This is a genomic window from Swaminathania salitolerans (genome assembly GCF_007988945.1).
Taxonomy (GTDB): Bacteria; Pseudomonadota; Alphaproteobacteria; order Acetobacterales; family Acetobacteraceae; genus Swaminathania; species Swaminathania salitolerans.
Genome location: NZ_BJVC01000003.1, coordinates 209,724 through 228,014, shown reverse-complemented (window position 1 = coordinate 228,014; position 18,291 = coordinate 209,724). Strand labels below are relative to the sequence as shown.

At 61.4% G+C, this 18,291-nt stretch carries 13 protein-coding genes; 4 read left to right on the top strand and 9 right to left on the bottom strand.

Annotation, left to right across the window (positions count from 1 at the left end):
• Positions 1-399: 399 nt before the first annotated feature.
• Complete coding sequence (locus SSA02_RS08185; RefSeq protein WP_246103738.1) at positions 400-2,625, top strand: TonB-dependent receptor; 2,226 nt, start codon at positions 400-402, stop codon at positions 2,623-2,625.
• A gap of 108 nt (positions 2,626-2,733) precedes the next feature.
• Here the strand turns inward: SSA02_RS08185 and SSA02_RS08180 are convergent, their stop codons facing one another.
• Together SSA02_RS08180 and tkt are read right to left on the bottom strand one after the other, a co-directional pair.
• Positions 2,734-3,588 (bottom strand): SDR family oxidoreductase, encoded by an 855-nt coding sequence (locus tag SSA02_RS08180; RefSeq protein WP_222591063.1) that lies wholly within the window; start codon positions 3,586-3,588, stop codon positions 2,734-2,736.
• A gap of 54 nt (positions 3,589-3,642) precedes the next feature.
• The gene (gene tkt, locus SSA02_RS08175; RefSeq protein WP_147093576.1) at positions 3,643-5,658 is read right to left on the bottom strand and encodes a transketolase; all 2,016 of its coding nucleotides are present in this window, start codon (positions 5,656-5,658) and stop codon (positions 3,643-3,645) included.
• A 528-nt stretch (positions 5,659-6,186) separates the two neighbouring features.
• On the opposite strand from tkt, the gene SSA02_RS08170 reads away from it, so the two are divergent.
• On the top strand, positions 6,187-7,530 hold the full coding sequence (locus SSA02_RS08170; protein ID WP_147093575.1) for an MFS transporter: 1,344 nt from the start codon (positions 6,187-6,189) through the stop codon (positions 7,528-7,530).
• 219 nt (positions 7,531-7,749) lie between these two features.
• Here SSA02_RS08170 and SSA02_RS08165 read toward each other — a convergent pair whose 3' ends face one another.
• The 7 genes from SSA02_RS08165 to SSA02_RS08135 form a co-directional block, all read right to left on the bottom strand.
• A complete protein-coding gene (locus SSA02_RS08165; protein ID WP_147093574.1) occupies positions 7,750-8,484 on the bottom strand; it encodes a class II aldolase/adducin family protein in 735 nt (244 codons plus the stop codon).
• Positions 8,481-9,515, bottom strand: coding sequence for an isopenicillin N synthase family dioxygenase (locus SSA02_RS08160; protein WP_147093573.1), 1,035 nt, complete (start codon positions 9,513-9,515; stop codon positions 8,481-8,483). The genes SSA02_RS08165 and SSA02_RS08160 overlap by 4 nt, the downstream gene beginning before the upstream one ends.
• A gap of 1 nt (position 9,516) precedes the next feature.
• A complete protein-coding gene (locus tag SSA02_RS08155; protein WP_246103737.1) occupies positions 9,517-10,383 on the bottom strand; it encodes a sugar phosphate isomerase/epimerase family protein in 867 nt (288 codons plus the stop codon).
• Entirely contained in the window at positions 10,383-12,779 is a 2,397-nt protein-coding gene (locus tag SSA02_RS08150; RefSeq protein WP_246103736.1) for a TonB-dependent receptor, read from the bottom strand. The genes SSA02_RS08155 and SSA02_RS08150 overlap by 1 nt, the downstream gene beginning before the upstream one ends.
• A gap of 107 nt (positions 12,780-12,886) precedes the next feature.
• Positions 12,887-13,648, bottom strand: coding sequence for an amino acid ABC transporter ATP-binding protein (locus tag SSA02_RS08145; protein ID WP_147093572.1), 762 nt, complete (start codon positions 13,646-13,648; stop codon positions 12,887-12,889).
• Positions 13,638-15,170, bottom strand: a complete 1,533-nt coding sequence (locus tag SSA02_RS08140; protein ID WP_147093571.1) for an ABC transporter substrate-binding protein/permease — start codon at positions 15,168-15,170, stop codon at positions 13,638-13,640. The genes SSA02_RS08145 and SSA02_RS08140 overlap by 11 nt, the downstream gene beginning before the upstream one ends.
• A complete protein-coding gene (locus tag SSA02_RS08135; protein WP_147093695.1) occupies positions 15,170-16,117 on the bottom strand; it encodes a LysR family transcriptional regulator in 948 nt (315 codons plus the stop codon). Before SSA02_RS08135 ends, SSA02_RS08140 begins: the two co-directional genes overlap by 1 nt.
• A 238-nt stretch (positions 16,118-16,355) precedes the next feature.
• Here SSA02_RS08135 and SSA02_RS08130 point away from each other — a divergent pair, with 238 nt between their 5' ends.
• Both SSA02_RS08130 and SSA02_RS08125 read left to right on the top strand, forming a co-directional pair.
• Complete coding sequence (locus SSA02_RS08130) at positions 16,356-17,222, top strand: dimethylarginine dimethylaminohydrolase family protein (RefSeq protein ID WP_147093570.1); 867 nt, start codon at positions 16,356-16,358, stop codon at positions 17,220-17,222.
• 111 nt (positions 17,223-17,333) lie between these two features.
• Positions 17,334-18,284: a 2-hydroxyacid dehydrogenase gene (locus SSA02_RS08125; protein WP_147093569.1), complete on the top strand. Its 951-nt coding sequence runs from the start codon at positions 17,334-17,336 to the stop codon at positions 18,282-18,284.
• Positions 18,285-18,291 lie beyond the last annotated feature (7 nt).

The window sequence follows — 18,291 nt, the reverse complement described above, 5'->3', positions numbered from 1 at the left end:
ATTCTTCTGAAATAAAAGTAGAACAGTTCGGAAATGAAATATACATCATTTCATAACCGAACAAAAAACGTATCGGGTCTAGGGTCCTCCGACCTGCCGTCCGGGAGGCATCGGGTCATGAGACGTCACGCATTTTCTCGTCCCCGGTCGTTCGTGACGGGCAGCCGGACAAACTTCTTGCTGAGATGATCGAGACGAGCGGTGCGCGGAAAGACAGAAACAGGACTCGCCTTGCTGGTCGTTGCCATTCTGGGCAACGCTCCCCTGCTCCGGACGGCGGAAGCCCGGGGCGATACGGTGAGGTACACCGGGAGAAATCCCCCGGAATATCCCGTGGATGAAGGCCGGGCCTATCGGGGGGAAAATCCTGCGAGACACCCAGCCACCGGACCCGCCCGCATGACCGGGCGCGATGCTCAGAGAGAGCGGGGGGAACGGATCAGCATCCGCGAGAAGCGCCGTATCGTGGGCGGCGGCCTGATGAAGATCCAGACCGTCCCGCGCGCCATAAGCGAGGTCACGCGGGATTTCATCTCGAAACAGGCGCCGACCCTCAGCCCGACGAGCCTTATCGCGAGCCTGCCCGGCGTTCAGGCGGGTAATGAATCGCCGCTCAGCACCCAGTCGGAAACCCTGCATATCCGTGGGCTCGATCAGACGCAGATCGGCTTTCTGTTCGAGGGTGTACCTGCGGCGGATATGTTCAGTTACAACCCCTGGAACGCCGCGATGGTCGATAACGAGAACATCGCCTCGATCACGGTGACGCAGGGTTCCGTCGATCTGACCTCCCCCCTCTATAATGCCGATGGCGCGCAGGTTTCGATGAAGGCCTTGCGCCCGGCGGATCGGGCAGGGGGATATGTCAATCTGTCCGGAGGGACGCACAGCCTGCAGAAGGAATTCGTCCGTCTCAATACCGGCGCGCTGGGGCACAGCAATATCAGGGCCTATGGGTCCTTCTCCCATTCCGCCGCCAATCTCTGGCGCGGACCCGGTTCCATCCGGCGCTATCACGTCGATGCCAATCTGGAGAAACGCTGGGCACCGGGGAGCACCAGCGATGTCATATTCGGCTATAACCAGGGGCGTCAGACCATCTACCGTTATCCTACCCTCGCCCAATGGCGGGCACAGGGTACGAGTTTCAACTATACTGCGCCCTACACGCCCGGCAGTTTCAGCTATTATCGCCTCAACGAGCGTTTCACCAACGTCGCTTTCGGCACGATCCGCAACGATATCCGTCTGTCCCGGTCATGGATCCTGCATGTCACGCCCTACGGGATCAGCCAGATGGGCCCGAACAATTACGGCATGGCCGTCCCGACCGCTGGCGGATATATCGGCACGCAGCGTTACGATTATCTCGACGGATATGCAGGGCAGAACCGGATGATCCTGGTTCAGAGCGTCCATCCTTGGGAGCAGCGCAGCAGCGGGGTGACGATGGCGCTCGACTGGAAGACCCGTCACAATACCCTGACCTTCTTCTATTTCTATTCCTGGAGCGATCATCAGGAACGACAGGACAAATTCGCGGTCGGCGACGATGGGTCGGTGACCTGGAAAAATCCCCTGACGGCAAACGGGCGCCTGGTGACCGGCTACGACATCAACCAGACGCAGCAGGTCAATGCGCTCGGTTTCAACGACAGGCTCAGCCTCCTCGACGGGCGGCTCCTCTTCGATGCCGGGTTCAAGGCAACCATGGTCTCGCGCATGACGACGGAAAATCTGCCGGGGGCCTCGCCCTATAAATCCGCGCCCAATCACTTCATTCCGACACCGCAATTCCTTGCCAGCTATCGCGTGACGCCACAGGACCAGATCTATCTCAACGCCACCACCTCCTATCGTCTTCCGGCCGGGTGGGCCGCCTATGTTCCGGGCTTTCCCGTCACCTCGCCGACGCCCAATGTCATTCCGCCCCCCAGTCTGGCTCCGGAATATTTCATCGGAGAGGAGCTGGGAATCAGGCATAACGGTACCGTAACGGTATCCATCGCCGGATTTCACTACAACCTGACGAATCATCAGGTCTCCGGTCTGGCCTATCAGCCGGGCACGTCGATCATGATCAGCAGCCAGATCGCTGCGGGGGGCGAGGAGGCCTGGGGAATGCAGGCCGAGCTGGCCACGCGACCGTGGCATCATCTCAGCGCCTATCTGTCAGGCCAGTATCTGCAGACCCGTCTCGGCAACAATATCAGCACCGGAAACGACTATCTGCCGACCGCCGGAAAATCGGCGTCTGGCTCGCCCGAATATACCGGTGCCATCGGTCTGACATTCGATGACGGTCTCTGGTTCGGCAATTTCAATCTGCGCTATCAGGACTCGCAATATTCGACGCTCATGAACGATCAGAGCATTCCGTCTTTCACGACCGCCGATCTGTCCTTCGGTCGCAAACTCCCGGCATTCGGGACTGGTATCCATCCCCGGGCCATGCTCAGCCTGACCAATCTCGGAGGGCTGAACTATCTTTCGGGTATTGGCGGATTCGGGCTTACCGCCCGGGCGAGACGCGGCATTTTCGGCAATGCGGTCAATCCGTCCAACCCCGTCTTCGTCGTGGGGTCCGCTTTCACCGCTGTCGCCAGTGTGTCCGCCGATTTCTGACGGATCGATTTCTGGCCGCCCGATTTGTGACTGGTCGATTCCGGGCCGCTCGATTTCCGATCGTTCGTGCCCCGGCACTCCGTTTGCCGGAATGCCGGGAGACGCGGTTTACCAGCAGCAGAAACCGCCATCGACCAGCAGGTCGATACCCGTGCAGAACGAGGCAGCCCGCGACGAGAGGAAGATCGCCGGACCGACCATCTCGCGCGGGGCAGCGATCCGGCCCATGGGAGTATCGTTTTCGAAAGTCTTCACCCGTTCGGCCCATTCCGGTCGGGTGTTCATGGGGGTGGCGGTATAGCCGGGGCTGATCGTGTTGACGCGCACGCCGCGTCCGGCCCATTCCATGGCGAGGCTCTTGCTCAGATGGATCACGGCAGCCTTGGAGGCGTTGTAGTGAGCCTGCGTCAGCCCGCGATTGACGATCACGCCGGACATGGAGGCGATGTTGACGATCGAACCGCGGCCATTATCGAGCATGGCGCGCCCCTCTGCCTGGGATGAGAGGAAGATGCCTGTCGTATTGACGTCGAGAACGCGCTGCCACTGATCCCGCCCCATTTCCTCGGCAGGTGCTGCATTGGCGATCCCGGCAGCGTTGACCGCCACCGAGAGCAGTCCCAGCTCGGCCTGGGTCGTTGCGATGGCTTCGGCGAGCTGGCTCTCCTCCGTGGCATCGCCTTGCGCGATACGGACGGCGCGACCGAACGCACGGATGCGGTCTGCCGTTTCCTCCAGCCCCTTCCGTGCGGCGGGAAGATCGAAACAGCAGACAGAAGCGCCCGCCTCTGCAAGGCCGAGCGCGATCTGCTGACCGATGCCGCTTCCTGCGCCGGTGACGAAGGCGACGTCGCCCGAGAGATCGAATAGTTCCATGATACCGGTCCTGTTGTGATGCGGCAGCCGGGCGCGCGCCCGACTGTTCCGCGTTGTGTCGTGAGGGGGAAGGCGCGTGCGCGTCATGCCGATGCTGTCATATCGGCGTCTCCGGTCAGCGCCCTCGGTCAACGCTTCTGGTCAGCGCTTCTGGCGCACGCGTGCGATCACCCTGTGTGCCTGTTCCACGACATTCTCGATCGTGAAGCCGAAATGGCGGAACAGATCTTCCGCAGGGCCGGATTCGCCAAATCCGGTCATGCCCACCACGCCTCCATCGAGCCCGACATAGCGCGACCAGTAGAATGTGCTCGCGGCCTCGATCGCGAGGCGCGCACGCACGCCATCCGGCAACACGCTCTCGCGATAGGCCTCGTCCTGCGCATCGAAGGTCTCGGGCGAAGGCATGGAGACGACCCGCACGGCGAGAGGCACGGTGCGCAGGACCCGGGCGGCTTCCAGGGCGAGCGTGACTTCGGAGCCCGTGGCGATGAGGATGAGGTCGGGGGGCGTTGTGCTGTCCGACAGGACATACCCCCCGCGGAAGGCGTTGCGCAGTTGCGTATCGTCGCGGGGATGCTGGCGCAGGGGAAGGCGGGAGAGACTGAAAGCCGTGGGACCGTCGCGTCGCTCGATCGCGCTGATCCATGCGATCGCGGTCTCGACCTGATCGCAGGGGCGCCAGGTGACCATGTTGGGCGTCTGCCTGAGGCTGGCGAGCTGTTCGACGGGCTGATGTGTCGGGCCGTCCTCTCCAAGGCCGATCGAATCATGCGTGTAGACCAGAATCTGCCGCTGTTTCATGAGAGCCGCCATACGGACGGCGTTGCGGGCATATTCCATGAACATCAGGAAGGTCGCGGTGTAGGGCAGAAGCCCGCCATGCAGGGCAATACCGTTGGCCATCGCCACCATGCCGAATTCGCGAACACCGTAATCGACGTAGTTGCCGGCCGGGTCGAAACAGACCGATGAGGAGCCGGACCAGCGTGTCAGGCAGCTGGGCGTGATATCCGCACATCCCCCGAACATCTCGGGGAGGAGGGGGGCAAAGGTCTCAATGGCATTCTGCGATGCCTTGCGGGACGGTATGTCCGCAGGTTTCGCCTGCAACGCGCAAACGTGATCCCGCGACTGGCCGTGCCAGTGCTCCGGAAGCTCTGCGTTCATGCGACGCTCGAAGGCTGCGGCGAGATCGGGATAGGCGTCTCGATAGCGCTCGAACAGGGCGTTCCAGGCATTTTCGGCGTCCGCCCCGCAGGCGCGACGATCCCAGTCCGCATAGATGGCTGCGGGAATGTCGAAGGGGGGATGCGGCCAGTGAAGCCGCTCACGGATTTTCGCAATCTCCTCGGCAGGGAGAACGCCGCCATGGACCTTGTGCGTGCCCGCATAGCCTTCGGAGCATCCCTGGCCGATCGTGGTGCGACAGATGATCAGGCTGGGCCGGTTCGTCTCGGCCCGGGCCGCCGTCAGCGCCGCGAGCACGGCGTCGGGATCATGTCCGTCGATCTCGCCGATGACCTGCCAGTCATAGGCCTCGAATCGCTTGCGTGTATCGTCCGTATAGACACCGTCGATCGGCCCGTCATTGGTGACCATGTTCCGGTCGTAGATCGTGATGAGCTTGCCGAGCCCGAGGGTTCCGGCAAGAGCGCAGGCCTCGTGCGATATGCCCTCCATCAGACAGCCCTCGCCGACATAGGCATAGGTGTGATGATCGACGATGGGCAGGCCGGGACGGTTGAATTGCGCGGCCAGGGTTTTTTCCGCAAGCGCCATGCCGACTGCATTGGCGATGCCCTGTCCCAGAGGGCCGGTCGTGGTCTCTATCCCGGGCGCGTAGCCATATTCCGGATGGCCGGGCGTACGTGAATGGAGCTGGCGGAACCGGCGTATATCCTCGATGGTGAGATCGTAGCCGGTCAGATGCAGCAGGGCATAGAGAAGCATCGAGCCATGACCGTTCGAATAGACGAAACGGTCACGATTGTACCATCGGGGGTTGGCCGGATTGTAGCGCATCACATCGCGCCACAGGACCTCGGAAATATCCGCCATGCCCATGGGCGTGCCCGGATGGCCGGATTGTGCCTTGTAGATTGCGTCGATCGCGAGGATCCGGATTGCGTTTGCCCGCTCGGTTCTCGATGTCATCACACTCGCTCGTTCAGTTCGTGGAAGCCCGGTTTGCCCGTGTTAGCTTTGGGATGAAATGATATGTATTAAGGAAATTTTATGATACGTTCAAAATTTTCTGGAACGGTCACGATTGCGTAATACAAGACAATCCAGGTTCTATTAGAATAAAAATAAAGAAATATACTCAGGAGTGATTGGGTCAATTCCGTATAATATGAATACTATTATATACAGTAAGAAACAGTGTTTATATAACTGGTTAATGTTCGATAGGATTATCTGGATGAGACCATATCATGTTCTTGCGTTGAACTTTCTTCTTTGTCTCTCCTTGGTTGGGATTGATTGTAAACTCAAAATTTTTTCATTAACTTGGCGTCATCCTGTCGGAGCGTCTGAGGCGTATGTCTCATAAGAACACCGCTTTTGGTATATTTAACTCTTTTTTGTGATTTGCAGGGAGGATCAAAGCCGCGCAAAGGAGGAAAGCCAGGCGCGCTGTTCCGCAGCAGGACGCCTTACAGAAAGACCAGGAGACACATTATGGCAGGCGGTACATTCGTCGGGGGCGCACGGCCTTTAGCCGGCACCGTGCCGGAACTCGAGCCGAAAACGGCTTTCGAACGGTTCGTTTCATGGGCGGGTATTCCGCCGGTCATGATCTGGGGTTTTGTCGGTACGTTGCTCTTCATGATCGGAGACGGCGTGGAGAGCGGATATCTCTCCCCCTATCTCGTCGGTCTCGGCTTCCAGGAGCATGACGTCGCCGGTCTCTTCACGATCTACGGTCTGACGGCCGCTATCTCGGCATGGCTCTCCGGTGCCCTCTCCGACATGTGGGGCAGCCGTCGGGTCATGCTGGTCGGGCTGGGAATCTGGATCGCATTCCAGATCGGATTTCTCGGTTTCGCCCTGCCCTCCAAGTCCTGGACGCTGATCACGCTCTTTTACGGTCTGCGCGGTTTCGGCTATCCGCTCTTTGCTTTCGGCTTTCTGGTATGGGTGGTGAATACCGCACCCGTGCAGAAACTCGGCTCCGCCGTCGGCTGGTTCTGGTTCTGCTTCACGGCCGGTCTGCCGACGCTCGGAACGACGCTTGCCGGTCTGCTTCTTCCTGTCCTCGGCAGCTATGCCACCTTGTGGGTCGCTCTGGGCTTCGTGGTTTTCGGCGGTGGTCTTGCCCTGATCGGCATGCAGCGCGTGCCCCGTGTCGAAGCCGGAAACAACGGTGCGCTCAAGACGCTGTTCATGTCTCTGGCCATTGGCTGGCAGCGCCCGAAAGTCGGCATCGGCTGCATCGTGCGCGCCATCAATACCTCGGCCGAATTCGGCTTCCTGGTGTTCATGCCGCTCTACTTCACCCATACGCTCGGCTTCACCATGGGCCAGTGGCTGGCTGTGCTTCAGGCCATCTTCATCAGCAACATCTTCTTCAACCTGTTCCTGGGCATTGTGAGCGACAAGCTGAGCTGGCGCTACACGACCATGATCATGGGCGGTATCGGATCGACTCTCAGCACCATGGCGCTGTATTTCGCCCCCACCATGCTGGGACCCGACCATCTGTTCGTCGTCATGATCGCCGGTGCCTTCTATGGCATGACCCTGGCTGGCTATGTGCCGCTCTCGGCCCTGATGCCCTATCTGGCACCGGAAAACAAAGCGGCTGCGATGTCGCTGCTGAATCTCGGCGCCGGTGCGAGCGTCTGGATCGGCCCGGCCATCGTCTATATCTTCGAGCCGTCCTTCGGTGTCTTCGGTGTCATGGTCGTCTATTCCATCATCTATTTCATCAGCGCCGTGATGACCTACTTCCTGAAGCTGGATCCGGAAGTCGAGGCCCATCTCGCCGAGACCCGCGCTGCGGCAAAGGCGATCAGTCACTGATCGGTATCCCGCCCGGTCGGAGCCGACCGGGCGGAGCGTTTCCCTCCTTGAGACGAGGGGAAAGAAAAGGCGGGGCCGCAAAGCCCCGCCTTTTTTGCGGTTTCCATCATGAGACGACAGGGGGGGCGACGACAGGGGGGCAAACCGGCGGTCAGGGGCATCCGGGCCTCCTATCCCCTATTCCCGGTTCCCCTATTGCCGGTCTCCTGTCCCCGGTTCTCAGTTCTGGTAATCAGGTTGCTCGCGGTCGAGCTTGCGGCGCAGGGCTTTCCAGATCATCTGCCCCTGATCGGGATCGGTCTCGAATTGTCTGCGCGCGCGCAGGATCTCCGCTTCGCTCGGGCAGTGAAGCGCTGCGCCGGTCGATTGCGCGGCGAGCTGTATGCGGCAGGCCTGTTCCAGATAATACATGCGATAAAAAGCCTGAGCCACCGAGCTGCCGACGGTCAGCAGCCCGTGATTCTGCAGTATCAGCCCCATATGATCGCCCAGATCGCGCACGAGCCTTTCGCGTTCGCTCATGTTGTCTTCGGCGGCGATGCCTTCATAGGGATGAAAGCCGATACGCCCGTAAAACTCCATATTGATCTGGTTCAGCGGCAGGATACCGTCTTTCTGGGCGGCTATGGCCATGCCTGCCAGCGTATGGCTGTGCATGACGCAGGCCGCGTCGGGATGGGCGCGATGCACGGCGGAGTGGATCACGAACCCTGCCGGATTGACCGGAAAAGGCGTCTCCTGCTGGGGGTGCCCCTCGGAATCCACCACCACGAGCATGCTCGCCGTGATTTCTTCGAACAGAAACCCGTAGGGATTGACCAGAAAGCGGTGACCCTCTCCGGGGAGACGCACCGAGAGATGGGTATAGACCATATCGGTCAGGCCGAACTGCGCGTAGAGCCTGTAGGCCGCAGCGAGTTCCTCGCGCAGTGCCTGTTCTGTCTGAAGCGTCATGGCGTCACACCCGTTCTGGTGAAGTGGCCGAAGCTATTGGTGCGACGCGTACCCTCCGGCAGGGCGATCTCGCCCCGTTCGCGCCGGGCGATGAGATAGGCATATGTCTGCATGGCCTGTGCCCACATGTGGTCTCCGATCCTGACCGCCGCATATTCCGTATCGCCCTTGTCGAAGGCGGGAAGGGGACGGATCTCATGGTGATAGTCGCAGGCGTAGAAAAGCGGAAAGGAATAGCGCTCCTCCTTCACGCTGCGTACGCGATGCGCCGTGGCCACGAACGCGCCGGCCGTCATCATTTCCAGCATGTCTCCGATATTGACGACGAAGCTGCCCGGAATCGGCGGGGCGTCGATCCACTCCCCGTTCCCGTTCAGGACCTCCAGCCCCGGCTGATCCGCCAGAAGGATGGTGAAGCACTCATAATCCGTATGGGCGCCGATTCCGGGCGCGTCCCGGGCTTCGCCGTCGAAGGGATAGTGGATCATGCGCAGTTTCGAGGGCGGAAATTGCGCGACGTCGTCGAAAGCGTGTTCGTCCAGTCCGAGCGCGAGGGCGAAACCGCGGAACAGCACACGTCCCAGATCGAAGACGGCATTGTAATAGGCCGTGGCGCGCTCGCGGAAACCGGGAAGCGCAGGCCAGTCATTCGGCCCGAGAAGCGGTGTTCCCGCCGTCACGAGCGGGTGGTCGGCCGGAACCTCGTAACCGATATCGAAGGCTTCCTTGTGATCCGGACGCGCCTTGTTGTAGATCTCCTCCCCTTCGGGAACGAACCCCTTATGCGAGGCCGAGGCGCCTATATAATGCTCCATCTTCTTCTCGAAGGGCTGGGAGAAGAAATCCCGGGCGGCGCTGCGTACATCCGCGATCAGATCCTCCGTCACCCGATGGCCGGCAATATAGAAGAAGCCGATCTTGCTGGCGGCATGATGCAACGTATCCGCAACCTTCTGACGATCGGCCTTTTCGGTCGAATACAGCCCGGCGATATCGATCACCGGAATGGACGTGAACGTCTCTTCTGTCATGTCAGGACCTCTCTCTTGTCGGTGATGCAGGGAAGCTTTCTGCAAAGGAACTGACCTGTGCGCGCCGCAACCAGCGATTCATCTCGAAGCGGTCCGCAAGGGGCAGATGGGTAAAGGGCAGGGTCTGGGTGTAGCCGTCAGGACCGCATTCCGGCGTCAGCGTCGTGACTTCGTATCCGCGTCGCGCCTGATCGTGCCATATTTCGCGCCAGAATCCCTGATGGAAAGCCAGGGCGCGCGCGTGTTCGGGAGCGGCGGGGTGGGAGACCTGCGGTCCCTGATCGTATCCGACCCGGGCCTGAACATGATGGACCCGTGCGACGAACGGGCCGAAATCGTCGCAGGGATCGTCCAGCAGGCGCTCGCAGCCCACGACCCAGTGGCTGATATCGGCCGTGAACAGGGCGTCCGGCACCTGTCGGATCACATCGAGGGTCACCCAGGGCGTTGCGCAGATACGCGCGCGATGGGTCTCGAAACTCAATGTCAGGCCGTGTTTGCGACCGAGGCGCAGCGCAGCGCCGATGAATTCCGCCTGCTGCGCAGCCCCCCAGCGATCGTTGCCGCCGAGAATATTGACGAAACGCGGCGCGAGAAGCGTCGCGCGCGCAAGGGCATCGTCGAGATCCGCCAGATGGTCGGCGAGTCCCGCCGCCTGTCGCGGAAGAACGCCGCCGCCCGTCATTGCAATGGCGATGAATGGCACCTCCGCCTCCCGGAGGGCCGCGCGACAGGCCGGAAGAAGGTCCTGCTGCGGGATGCGCCCCTCGATGCCGTCGAATCCCTCGCCTCGTGCCTCGGCGATGCTGTCCGACCACGGGCGGGCATCGCCCCAGAGCGTGCGAAAGGTCTCGAGGCGCATCGTCATCAGAAATTGTAGCGCAGGTCGCACCCGACCCAGCGTGGCGTCTGAAGGAACTGGACCCGGCTGTTGTCGCTTCCGGTGAAGGAATAGGTATTGCCGTGTTTGTTCAGCATGTTGTCGACATAGACGGCTGCCGTCCATTTTCCGGTTTTCGGGCCGATCTCCATGCGCATACCCAGCGCGCTGATCTTGTCCGTGATGCCGTTCGGATCGCCGAGCGCGAGGAGCATGTTGTCCTTCCATGTGTAGCTGGTCTGAAGCGTCATGCGATAGGCGCGGGGCAGGTCGATGCCGTATCGCGCGACGGCATTCCAGGAAAACCGGGGCGCGAAGGGGAGCACCGAATGGGCCGTGACGGAAGAGAGGAGCGGCAGACCGCCGATCGAATCGACTGGGCTGGTATTCTGGGCATCAAGATAGGCAAAACTGCCGCGCAGATCGAGATCCGGAACCAGATCGTGCAGTGTGCTCGAGAGTTCTCCGCCGCGCGTACGCGCCCGCGGGATCGGGCCGAGGCTGAGCGAGGTGATGTTCATCGGCATCTCGGCGACGAACAGGGTCTGGCGGTTATGATACTCGTAATCGAAAAGGGCACCTTCGATCTGGACGTGATTTCGCAGAAGGCTGGTCTTGGCGCCGATTTCATAGGCGATCATGTTTTCGGGCCGCACGTAATCGAGCGCCTGCGGGGCCGAGACAGGCGCCGCGAAATAGGCGCCCGCCTTGTAACCGTTCGAGATCGTCGCATAGACCTGGGTGCCGGGCACGATCGTGTAGCGCAACCCGACACGACCCGTCAGACGCACATAGGCGTGGCTCGTATTGAGCCGTGAGAGATAGGCGCCTTTCGTTGTCAGCGCGCCCGCATCGTCGATCGTCCCGCCATTGAACCCGCGATCGTCCCATGAAAAACGACCCGAGGCGATGAAATCGAGATTTTCCAGAACCCGCGTGACCGTATGCAGATAGAGGCCGGTCGAGACGTTCTGCTGCACGAAGCGATCGGTCAGATTGCCGTTGGGAACGTCCAGAAGAAACGACCTGTAGCTCGTATAGGCACCGTTGATCTTGTCCCAGGACTCGTACACACCGATCTTCAGATGAAAGCGCCGGGTCAGATCCATCTGGAGATGCATGTCATGGGACTGGGCCAGGGATGTATCGTTCCAGTGATAATCCCCGACATTGACCGATTCGCCATCGTAATTGTCGTAATCGTCCCGGCGAAAAGCATCGAAAGCCGTTGTCGAGACGAATTGTCCCCAGTCGAAATCACGCGTGTAGCGGAGGGAAACGCCGCCGCCATTTTCGTTGCGCCCCACGCGGTTATTGCCGACATTGACGGCATTATAGGCGGCATCGGGACCGACGCCGATCGTCCCCGTGGGGAACCCGTTCACGGCGTCGCCATTCGTGTCCTGAGGCGACATGGAGATGCCCTTGTCGCGGGTATAATGGATGTTCAGCAACAGACTCGAGCGATCGTCGATCAGGAAGCGCGTCAGGTTCCGCAGCCCGAGCTGGTCCTGCGAGCCGTAACGTCTGCCGGTATGGATGTCGCGTTGCCAGCCATCGCCGTTGATATAGCTGAACGACACGCGATCCTGGATCCTGTCCGTAACCGGAACGTTGAGTGCGGCGCGCGCCGTGTTCGTGCCATAGCTGCTATAGCCCCAATCGACATAGCCGCCGAATTTCCCGTCCGGTTTGATCGTTTCGATGGCGATATTGCCGCCCGTGCTGCTGCGACCGTATTCGAAGCCCTGCGGCCCCTTTTCGACGGCCACGGATTGCGTGTCGAACATCTGACCCGTGTAGAACACGGGATAAGGGGCAAAGACCCCGTCCTGGTAGATTCCGATCCCACCCATATTGTTGCCGGTGTAATCGTCGAGCCCGATCCCGCGTATGGAAAAAATCGGCGTGCTGCCGGAGGTGGCATTCACCGCGGTCAGACCCGGCGTATAGGCCGCGATATCCTTGGGGCTTACGATGTTGAGCGCGCGCAATTCGCGTCCGCTCAGCACGTTGACCGTGGCGGCCGTGGTCAGGAAGCGTTGCGCTCGCGATCCTCTGACCTGTATGGCTTCGGGGCGGGCATGGCTCTTCCCGGGGCGCGATCGATGGGCGCGGGGCCTTCCATGTGCGGCGCTCTTCGTGCCCGATGCCGCGCCCCGAGCCGTAGCAGATGCCGTGCCCGAAGCAGGGGCAGCTGACGGGGCAACTGTCTTGTGCGGGCTGGCCTCGGCGGGCGTCGCCCCCTGCCACAGCGCGCCGGTAATGAGTGCCCCCGTCAGGATCATCCCGCCCGGAGCGGCTCCGCCGAGCAGAAGTCGCGCGGAGAGGGAGAGCGCCGTGCCTGTCAGAGTACGGAATCCCCTTGGCGGATGGATCGTCATGAAAAGGGCTCCCCGGAGTGGTGTCCTTGTCATTGAAGAGGCGAAACGACATGCCGTTCGATTGCAAAAAGCCAAAGCTCAGTTTGCCCCAATGCTATCCATGGCCGTTATTCGTGATGGATCAACTGTGCGAGGAACTGCTTTGCCCGCTCGGTGCCTGGCGCGGTAAAGAAACGGTCCGGGGGAGCCGTCTCTATCAGGCAGCCGCGATCCATGAACAGGACACGGTCGGCAATATGGCGTGCGAACCCCATTTCATGCGTCACGCATATGATGGTGATCCCGCGCTCGGCGAGCGTATCGATGATCCCGATCACGTCCTTGATCGCCTCCGGATCGAGCGCGGCGGTGGGTTCGTCGAAAAGGATCACGTCCGGCGCCATGCAGAGCGCCCGCGCGATCGCCACGCGCTGCTGCTGTCCTCCCGAGAGCGCGATCGGGAACTTCTCCGCCTGTTCGAGAATACCGACCTGGGCAAGATACTGGCGCGCGAGGGCTTCGGTCGCCTCGCGATGCGCCCTGCGTACCAGTCTCGGCGCAAGGGTACAGTTTTCCAGAACCGTCAGATGCGGGAAAAGATTGTAGTTCTGGAACACCATCCCGACCGCGCCACGCAGTTCCGTCAGGCCGGTGGTTTCATCGACGATGGCGCCATCGATCATGAGCACCCCGCTATCATGGGGTTCGATCCGGTTGAGCGTGCGAATGAAGGTCGATTTTCCCGAGCCGGACGGGCCGAGAACCACGATCTTCTCGCCTCTGGCGATATCGATGCTGATCCGGTCCAGAGCGAGGAAATCCCCGTAGAACTTGCTCATCTTCCGGATCGAGATCGCGGCTTGCGGATCGGGTGGCGAATTAGGCGTCATGAGCGCCCCCTCCGTTGCGGCTGGCCCAGACGAACCGTTTTTCGATGTGTTTCTGTATGTGCAGAAAGACGAAGACCATCGCGAGATAATAGACGAGCGCTGCCGCGTAATATTCGGTGAACTGGAAGCTCCGCGCGACCTGCGTCTGGGTGACGAACAGGAGCTCCTGCAACGAGATGACGGAGGCGAGCGAGGTCGTCTTGAGAAGCGAGATGAACTCGTTGATCGTAGGCGGAAGGGCGACACGCAAGGCCTGCGGAAAGATGACATGTCTGTAGATCTGGCCGGTCGTCATCCCGAGCGCTTCGCCGCCGGCCATCTGCCCGGGGTCGATCGCGCGCAGGGCCGCGCGGTTGATCTCGACCTGATAGGCGGATTCGTTGATCGAGAGACAGATCCATGTCGCGAGAAAGGGCGAGAACCAGCTCTCGTGAAAGATCGGGAAGAATTGCGGCAGGGCATTCCAGATGAACAGCAACTGCAAAAGAGTAGGCGCGCCCCTGAAAACGCCGACATAAAGCGAGAGAAAAGGGTGCCACAGGGAACGGGGCGCATTGAGCTTGAGCGCGATCGGGAGCGAGATCAGGATGGCCATCGCGTGGGATGCGAGCGCGATCACGAGAGTCATGAGCGCCCCTTTGAGGAACGCCCGGGAAAAGAGGGCAGAAAGGAAGACCGGCATGTCGAAGCGGCGGCGCGATGTCGTAACCCCGAGGGCATTGCGGGCCGAGGCGCCGACATTCCATTTATGCTCCAGACGTTCCAGAGTGCCGTCCCGGCGCAGCGCATCGATGGCACGGGTGAGGGCGGCGCGCTCCTGCCCCTCCTTGCGGAGATAGATGGCCAGCTCCTCGTAATCGGGCATTCTGGGCGTGAAGATCACCCGGACCCTGTCGCCGAGCTGTGCGGAGCGGTAGAAAAGCTCGACATCCTGGCTGAGGAAATTCCGCGTTCGTCCGAGCAGGACCTGTTGCACGACCTGGTCTTCGCTCGGATATTGCTGGATCACGATCGGGGGCAGATTGCGCGCGACCAGATCCTTGTTGATGGTCTCGATCCGTGCCGCATAGCTCGTGCCCGATTGCATGGCGAGCGTCTGGCCTGCCAGCGCATCGAAACTCGTGACAGGTTTCGCGCTTCCGTTCGAGACCACGACCGGCGAACTCTCGAGATAGGGCACGGCATCGAACAGCTTCTCCCGTGCCCGCTGCTTGAGCACGCCGCTGATCACGAGATCGCAGCGACCGGCGGCAAGGCTGGGGAACATGCCAGCGAAATCCATGGTCTCGAAGCGCGCCGCCACATGCCAGTAACGCGCAAGCGCTCTGGCCAGATCGATGTCGAAACCGTCCAGCGCGGAGAGATCGTTCCCGTTGATGAAGGTCATCGGCGGGAGCGTCGGGTTCGTGCAGACCGTCAGGGTCCCGTCCCTGAGAAAGCCGGGGCGATCGGCGGCCCGGACGACGCCTGACGCGGCAAGGCCCAGAATGGCGACGAGGCAGAGCAGGAAAAGACGCGGCATCAGCGCGTCTCTTCCAGAGCCGCGCGGAAAGCCTCCGCGAGAAGCCCGTTTTCCGGCGTGGGACGGATCAGGAAATAGAAATGATTGACGAGATGCAGGTCGTTGAAGCGGATATGACGCAGACGGTCCTGCTGGACCATCTGCGTAACGAAAAGCTCGGGCAGGAATCCGACATACATCCCCGACAGGATCAGCAATGCACGCGAATCGATGTTCTCGGCCGTCGCGGAAAACGTCATGGCGGGTTTCAGCTCGTCCCAGCGCGGGGAAGAGGCGGCGTCCGATACATCGATCATCCGGGTGGCAGCAAGGGCTGCGACGTCGATCCTCTCTTCGGGAACATCGAAGAGGGGATGACGGACGCCGCAATAGAGATTGGACCGCTCGCTGAAAAGGGGCGTGGCCTCCATATCGGGTCTTTGCAGCGGGTAGAGAGTGATCCCTGCCGTGGCCGTGCCATTGCGCACGGCGAATTCGACATCGCGCGTCGAGGCCGATCGCACATCCAGCGTGACCGCCGGATGGCGTGTGGCAAAAAGCTGGATCGCGCGCAGAAGAGCGGTTTCGCCGTGAAACTGGATGTTGTCCGGAAGATAGAGGCAGAATCGCCCGGTCAGCGTTCCGCTGACGTCATTGATCCGCTGCTGGAACATGTCGAGATCGGAAAACAGACGCTGCGTGGCCTCCAGAACGCCCTCTCCCTCCCGCGTAAGCGCGAATCCGGCGCGACCGCGATGGCAGAGCACCATGTTCAGGCGGGATTCGAGGGCTGCAATGTCGATGCTGATCGAGGACTTGCTCTTGCCCAGAGCGAGCTCGGCGGCGGCGAATCCCCCGTGATCGGCAACGCAGGCGAATACGCGGAGCAGGCGAAGATCGACCTCGGCGATCCTGCCCTGGAATCCGCTGGAACGGGGGAGGCGGCGAGTCGGTGCCTGCATGCGCATACGGGACAAGGGCGTCGATCCTGTTTCTGAGAACACGCTATGATATCTCCCCTCTCGTCCCGATCAACCGGCCGATGGCGCAACCGGATCCGGAACGAGTATGGACGCGGGCAGGGTTTCGCATAATTTGCGAAACGCCAAACCAAACTCCATCTCATTGTTATCGAGGAACGATACGACGGGCTCTAGCCTCTGTATCCGCCCGAAGCGGGTCAGTTCTGATTATCTGGAGACGATCATGGCGTCGGATCGATGGTTCATCGACAGCGAGACCGGAACCCTGTCGGACGTGCTGCTCTGCCCGCCCGATCACTACAGCTGGAATCCCAGCAACGATATCGCGATACGGACGCTCGCGAGCGGCGCGCGCCCCGATCCGGCGCTGATCCGGAGCCAGTTCGACGGTCTTGTCGCGATTCTGGAGCGCGAGGGCGTGACCTGCCACTTCCTGACGCCGCATGCGGGGCTGCCCTATCAGGTCTATACGCGCGATTCGTCGCAGACGACGCCATGGGGCCCCGTCATCACCCGGCTCATGCGGCCCGAGCGTCAGCCCGAACGCGCGACGGTCGAGGCTTTTTACGGAGAAGAGGCCATCGTCCATCGCTGCGACGAGGGATACGTGGAAGGAGGGGATATCCACATCATCCGGCCGGGGCTGCTCGCCATCGGCGTATCGGGCGGTCGTACGACGCTCGAGGGGGCGCAGGCTTTCGCCCGTCCTTTCGAGGCGGCGGGCTGGACATGTCGCATGATCCATTTTCCCGAGCATTTCCTTCATCTCGACGTGATCTTCACCATGGTCACGGAAGGGCTTGCGATCGGCGTGACGGATGTGCTCGAGGATGACGATCTGGCCTGGTTCGCGGCGCAGGGGATCCGCATCCTTCCGGTCTCCTACAAGGAGGCGATGCGCGACATGGGGTGCAATGTGCTGGCTCTCGGCGGGAATCGCGTGGTGAGTCCCAGGCATTCGCGTCGTATCAACGCGCTGTTGCGCGATGAGGGGCTGAGCGTGTTCGAGCCGGAACTGGATCAGTTCTCCCGTGGCGGTGGCAGCATCCATTGCATGACGATGCCGCTGCGTCGTGAAACGCCAGTCTGAGATTCCGGGTGCCATAGCCGGGGCATACCAACCGGGGCCCGATAGCCGGAGCCCGATAGCCGGGACCTGGGCGATTCGTCCCGAACCGGTGCGGCCGAGGAGGAGAGAGGAATGACGCCCAGACTGACCATCAGTGCCGATGGCCCCGAAGCGTTCGAGGGCTGGCGTCAGGCCTTCGCTGCCTGTGCGCCCGATATCGAAACCGTCTCATGGTTCGATCCCGCGACACAGCGGGAGGCGGCGCATTATGCGCTCGTCTGGGAGGTGTCCGATGCGGATCTCGGGGCCTTGAGCCGGATGCGCGGCATTCTCTGCACGGGGGCGGGTGTCAATCATCTCGTCTCTCGGCCCGGTTTCCCCGACCATGTTCCCCTGATCCGGATGGGGGGAGACGATACCGGCATATTGATGGCCGATTATGTCCTGTGGGCTGCGATCTCCCTGCTGCGCGATGCGCGCGGCTGGGCGTTGCAGCAGGCCGCCCGGGTCTGGTCGCGCAATCTCGTCTCGCGCACCAGCCGCGAGACCGAGGTGACGGTTCTGGGATACGGGCAGATCGGCTCGGTCGTGGCGCAGCATCTGGCGAAAGCGGGCTTCTCCGTCACGGCATGGCGCCGCTCGGGCGAGGGCGGAAAGGACGGGCCTGTCCATCTGTGCACCGGTGACGCGGCGCTGTCGGCCCGGCTGGAAAAGACGGATCTTCTGGTCAATCTCCTGCCGAGCACATCCCGGACCCGTCATATTCTCGATCGCGCCCTTCTGGGCAGGATGAAGCCGGGGGCGGGGCTGATCAATGTCGGGCGTGGCGATCATCTGGTCGAAGCCGACCTGATCGCCCTGCTCGATGAAGGGCGTCTCGGAGGGGCGGTTCTCGACGTGACCGCAGAGGAGCCCCTGCCCGCAAACGCGCCCCTGTGGGAGCACCCGCGGATCATCCTGACACCTCATGTGGCCTCGGAGGCCTCTCGCAGGGCGCAGGTTCTCTATCTGGCCGATGTCATCCGCCAGCTGGAGCGAGGGGAACGGCCTGCATTGCTGTTCGATCGCGAGCGGGGCTACTGAGCGCTCT

What these genes read in the sequence shown, in the direction of transcription:
- SSA02_RS08185 (WP_246103738.1), top strand. Translation starts at nt 400, where the DNA reads ATGACCGGGCGCGATGCTCAGAGAGAGCGGGGGGAACGGATCAGCATC.
- SSA02_RS08180 (WP_222591063.1), bottom strand. Translation starts at nt 3,588, where the DNA reads ATGACGCGCACGCGCCTTCCCCCTCACGACACAACGCGGAACAGTCGG.
- tkt (WP_147093576.1), bottom strand. Translation starts at nt 5,658, where the DNA reads ATGACATCGAGAACCGAGCGGGCAAACGCAATCCGGATCCTCGCGATC.
- SSA02_RS08170 (WP_147093575.1), top strand. Translation starts at nt 6,187, where the DNA reads ATGGCAGGCGGTACATTCGTCGGGGGCGCACGGCCTTTAGCCGGCACC.
- SSA02_RS08165 (WP_147093574.1), bottom strand. Translation starts at nt 8,484, where the DNA reads ATGACGCTTCAGACAGAACAGGCACTGCGCGAGGAACTCGCTGCGGCC.
- SSA02_RS08160 (WP_147093573.1), bottom strand. Translation starts at nt 9,515, where the DNA reads ATGACAGAAGAGACGTTCACGTCCATTCCGGTGATCGATATCGCCGGG.
- SSA02_RS08155 (WP_246103737.1), bottom strand. Translation starts at nt 10,383, where the DNA reads ATGACGATGCGCCTCGAGACCTTTCGCACGCTCTGGGGCGATGCCCGC.
- SSA02_RS08150 (WP_246103736.1), bottom strand. Translation starts at nt 12,779, where the DNA reads ATGACGATCCATCCGCCAAGGGGATTCCGTACTCTGACAGGCACGGCG.
- SSA02_RS08145 (WP_147093572.1), bottom strand. Translation starts at nt 13,648, where the DNA reads ATGACGCCTAATTCGCCACCCGATCCGCAAGCCGCGATCTCGATCCGG.
- SSA02_RS08140 (WP_147093571.1), bottom strand. Translation starts at nt 15,170, where the DNA reads ATGCCGCGTCTTTTCCTGCTCTGCCTCGTCGCCATTCTGGGCCTTGCC.
- SSA02_RS08135 (WP_147093695.1), bottom strand. Translation starts at nt 16,117, where the DNA reads ATGCGCATGCAGGCACCGACTCGCCGCCTCCCCCGTTCCAGCGGATTC.
- SSA02_RS08130 (WP_147093570.1), top strand. Translation starts at nt 16,356, where the DNA reads ATGGCGTCGGATCGATGGTTCATCGACAGCGAGACCGGAACCCTGTCG.
- SSA02_RS08125 (WP_147093569.1), top strand. Translation starts at nt 17,334, where the DNA reads ATGACGCCCAGACTGACCATCAGTGCCGATGGCCCCGAAGCGTTCGAG.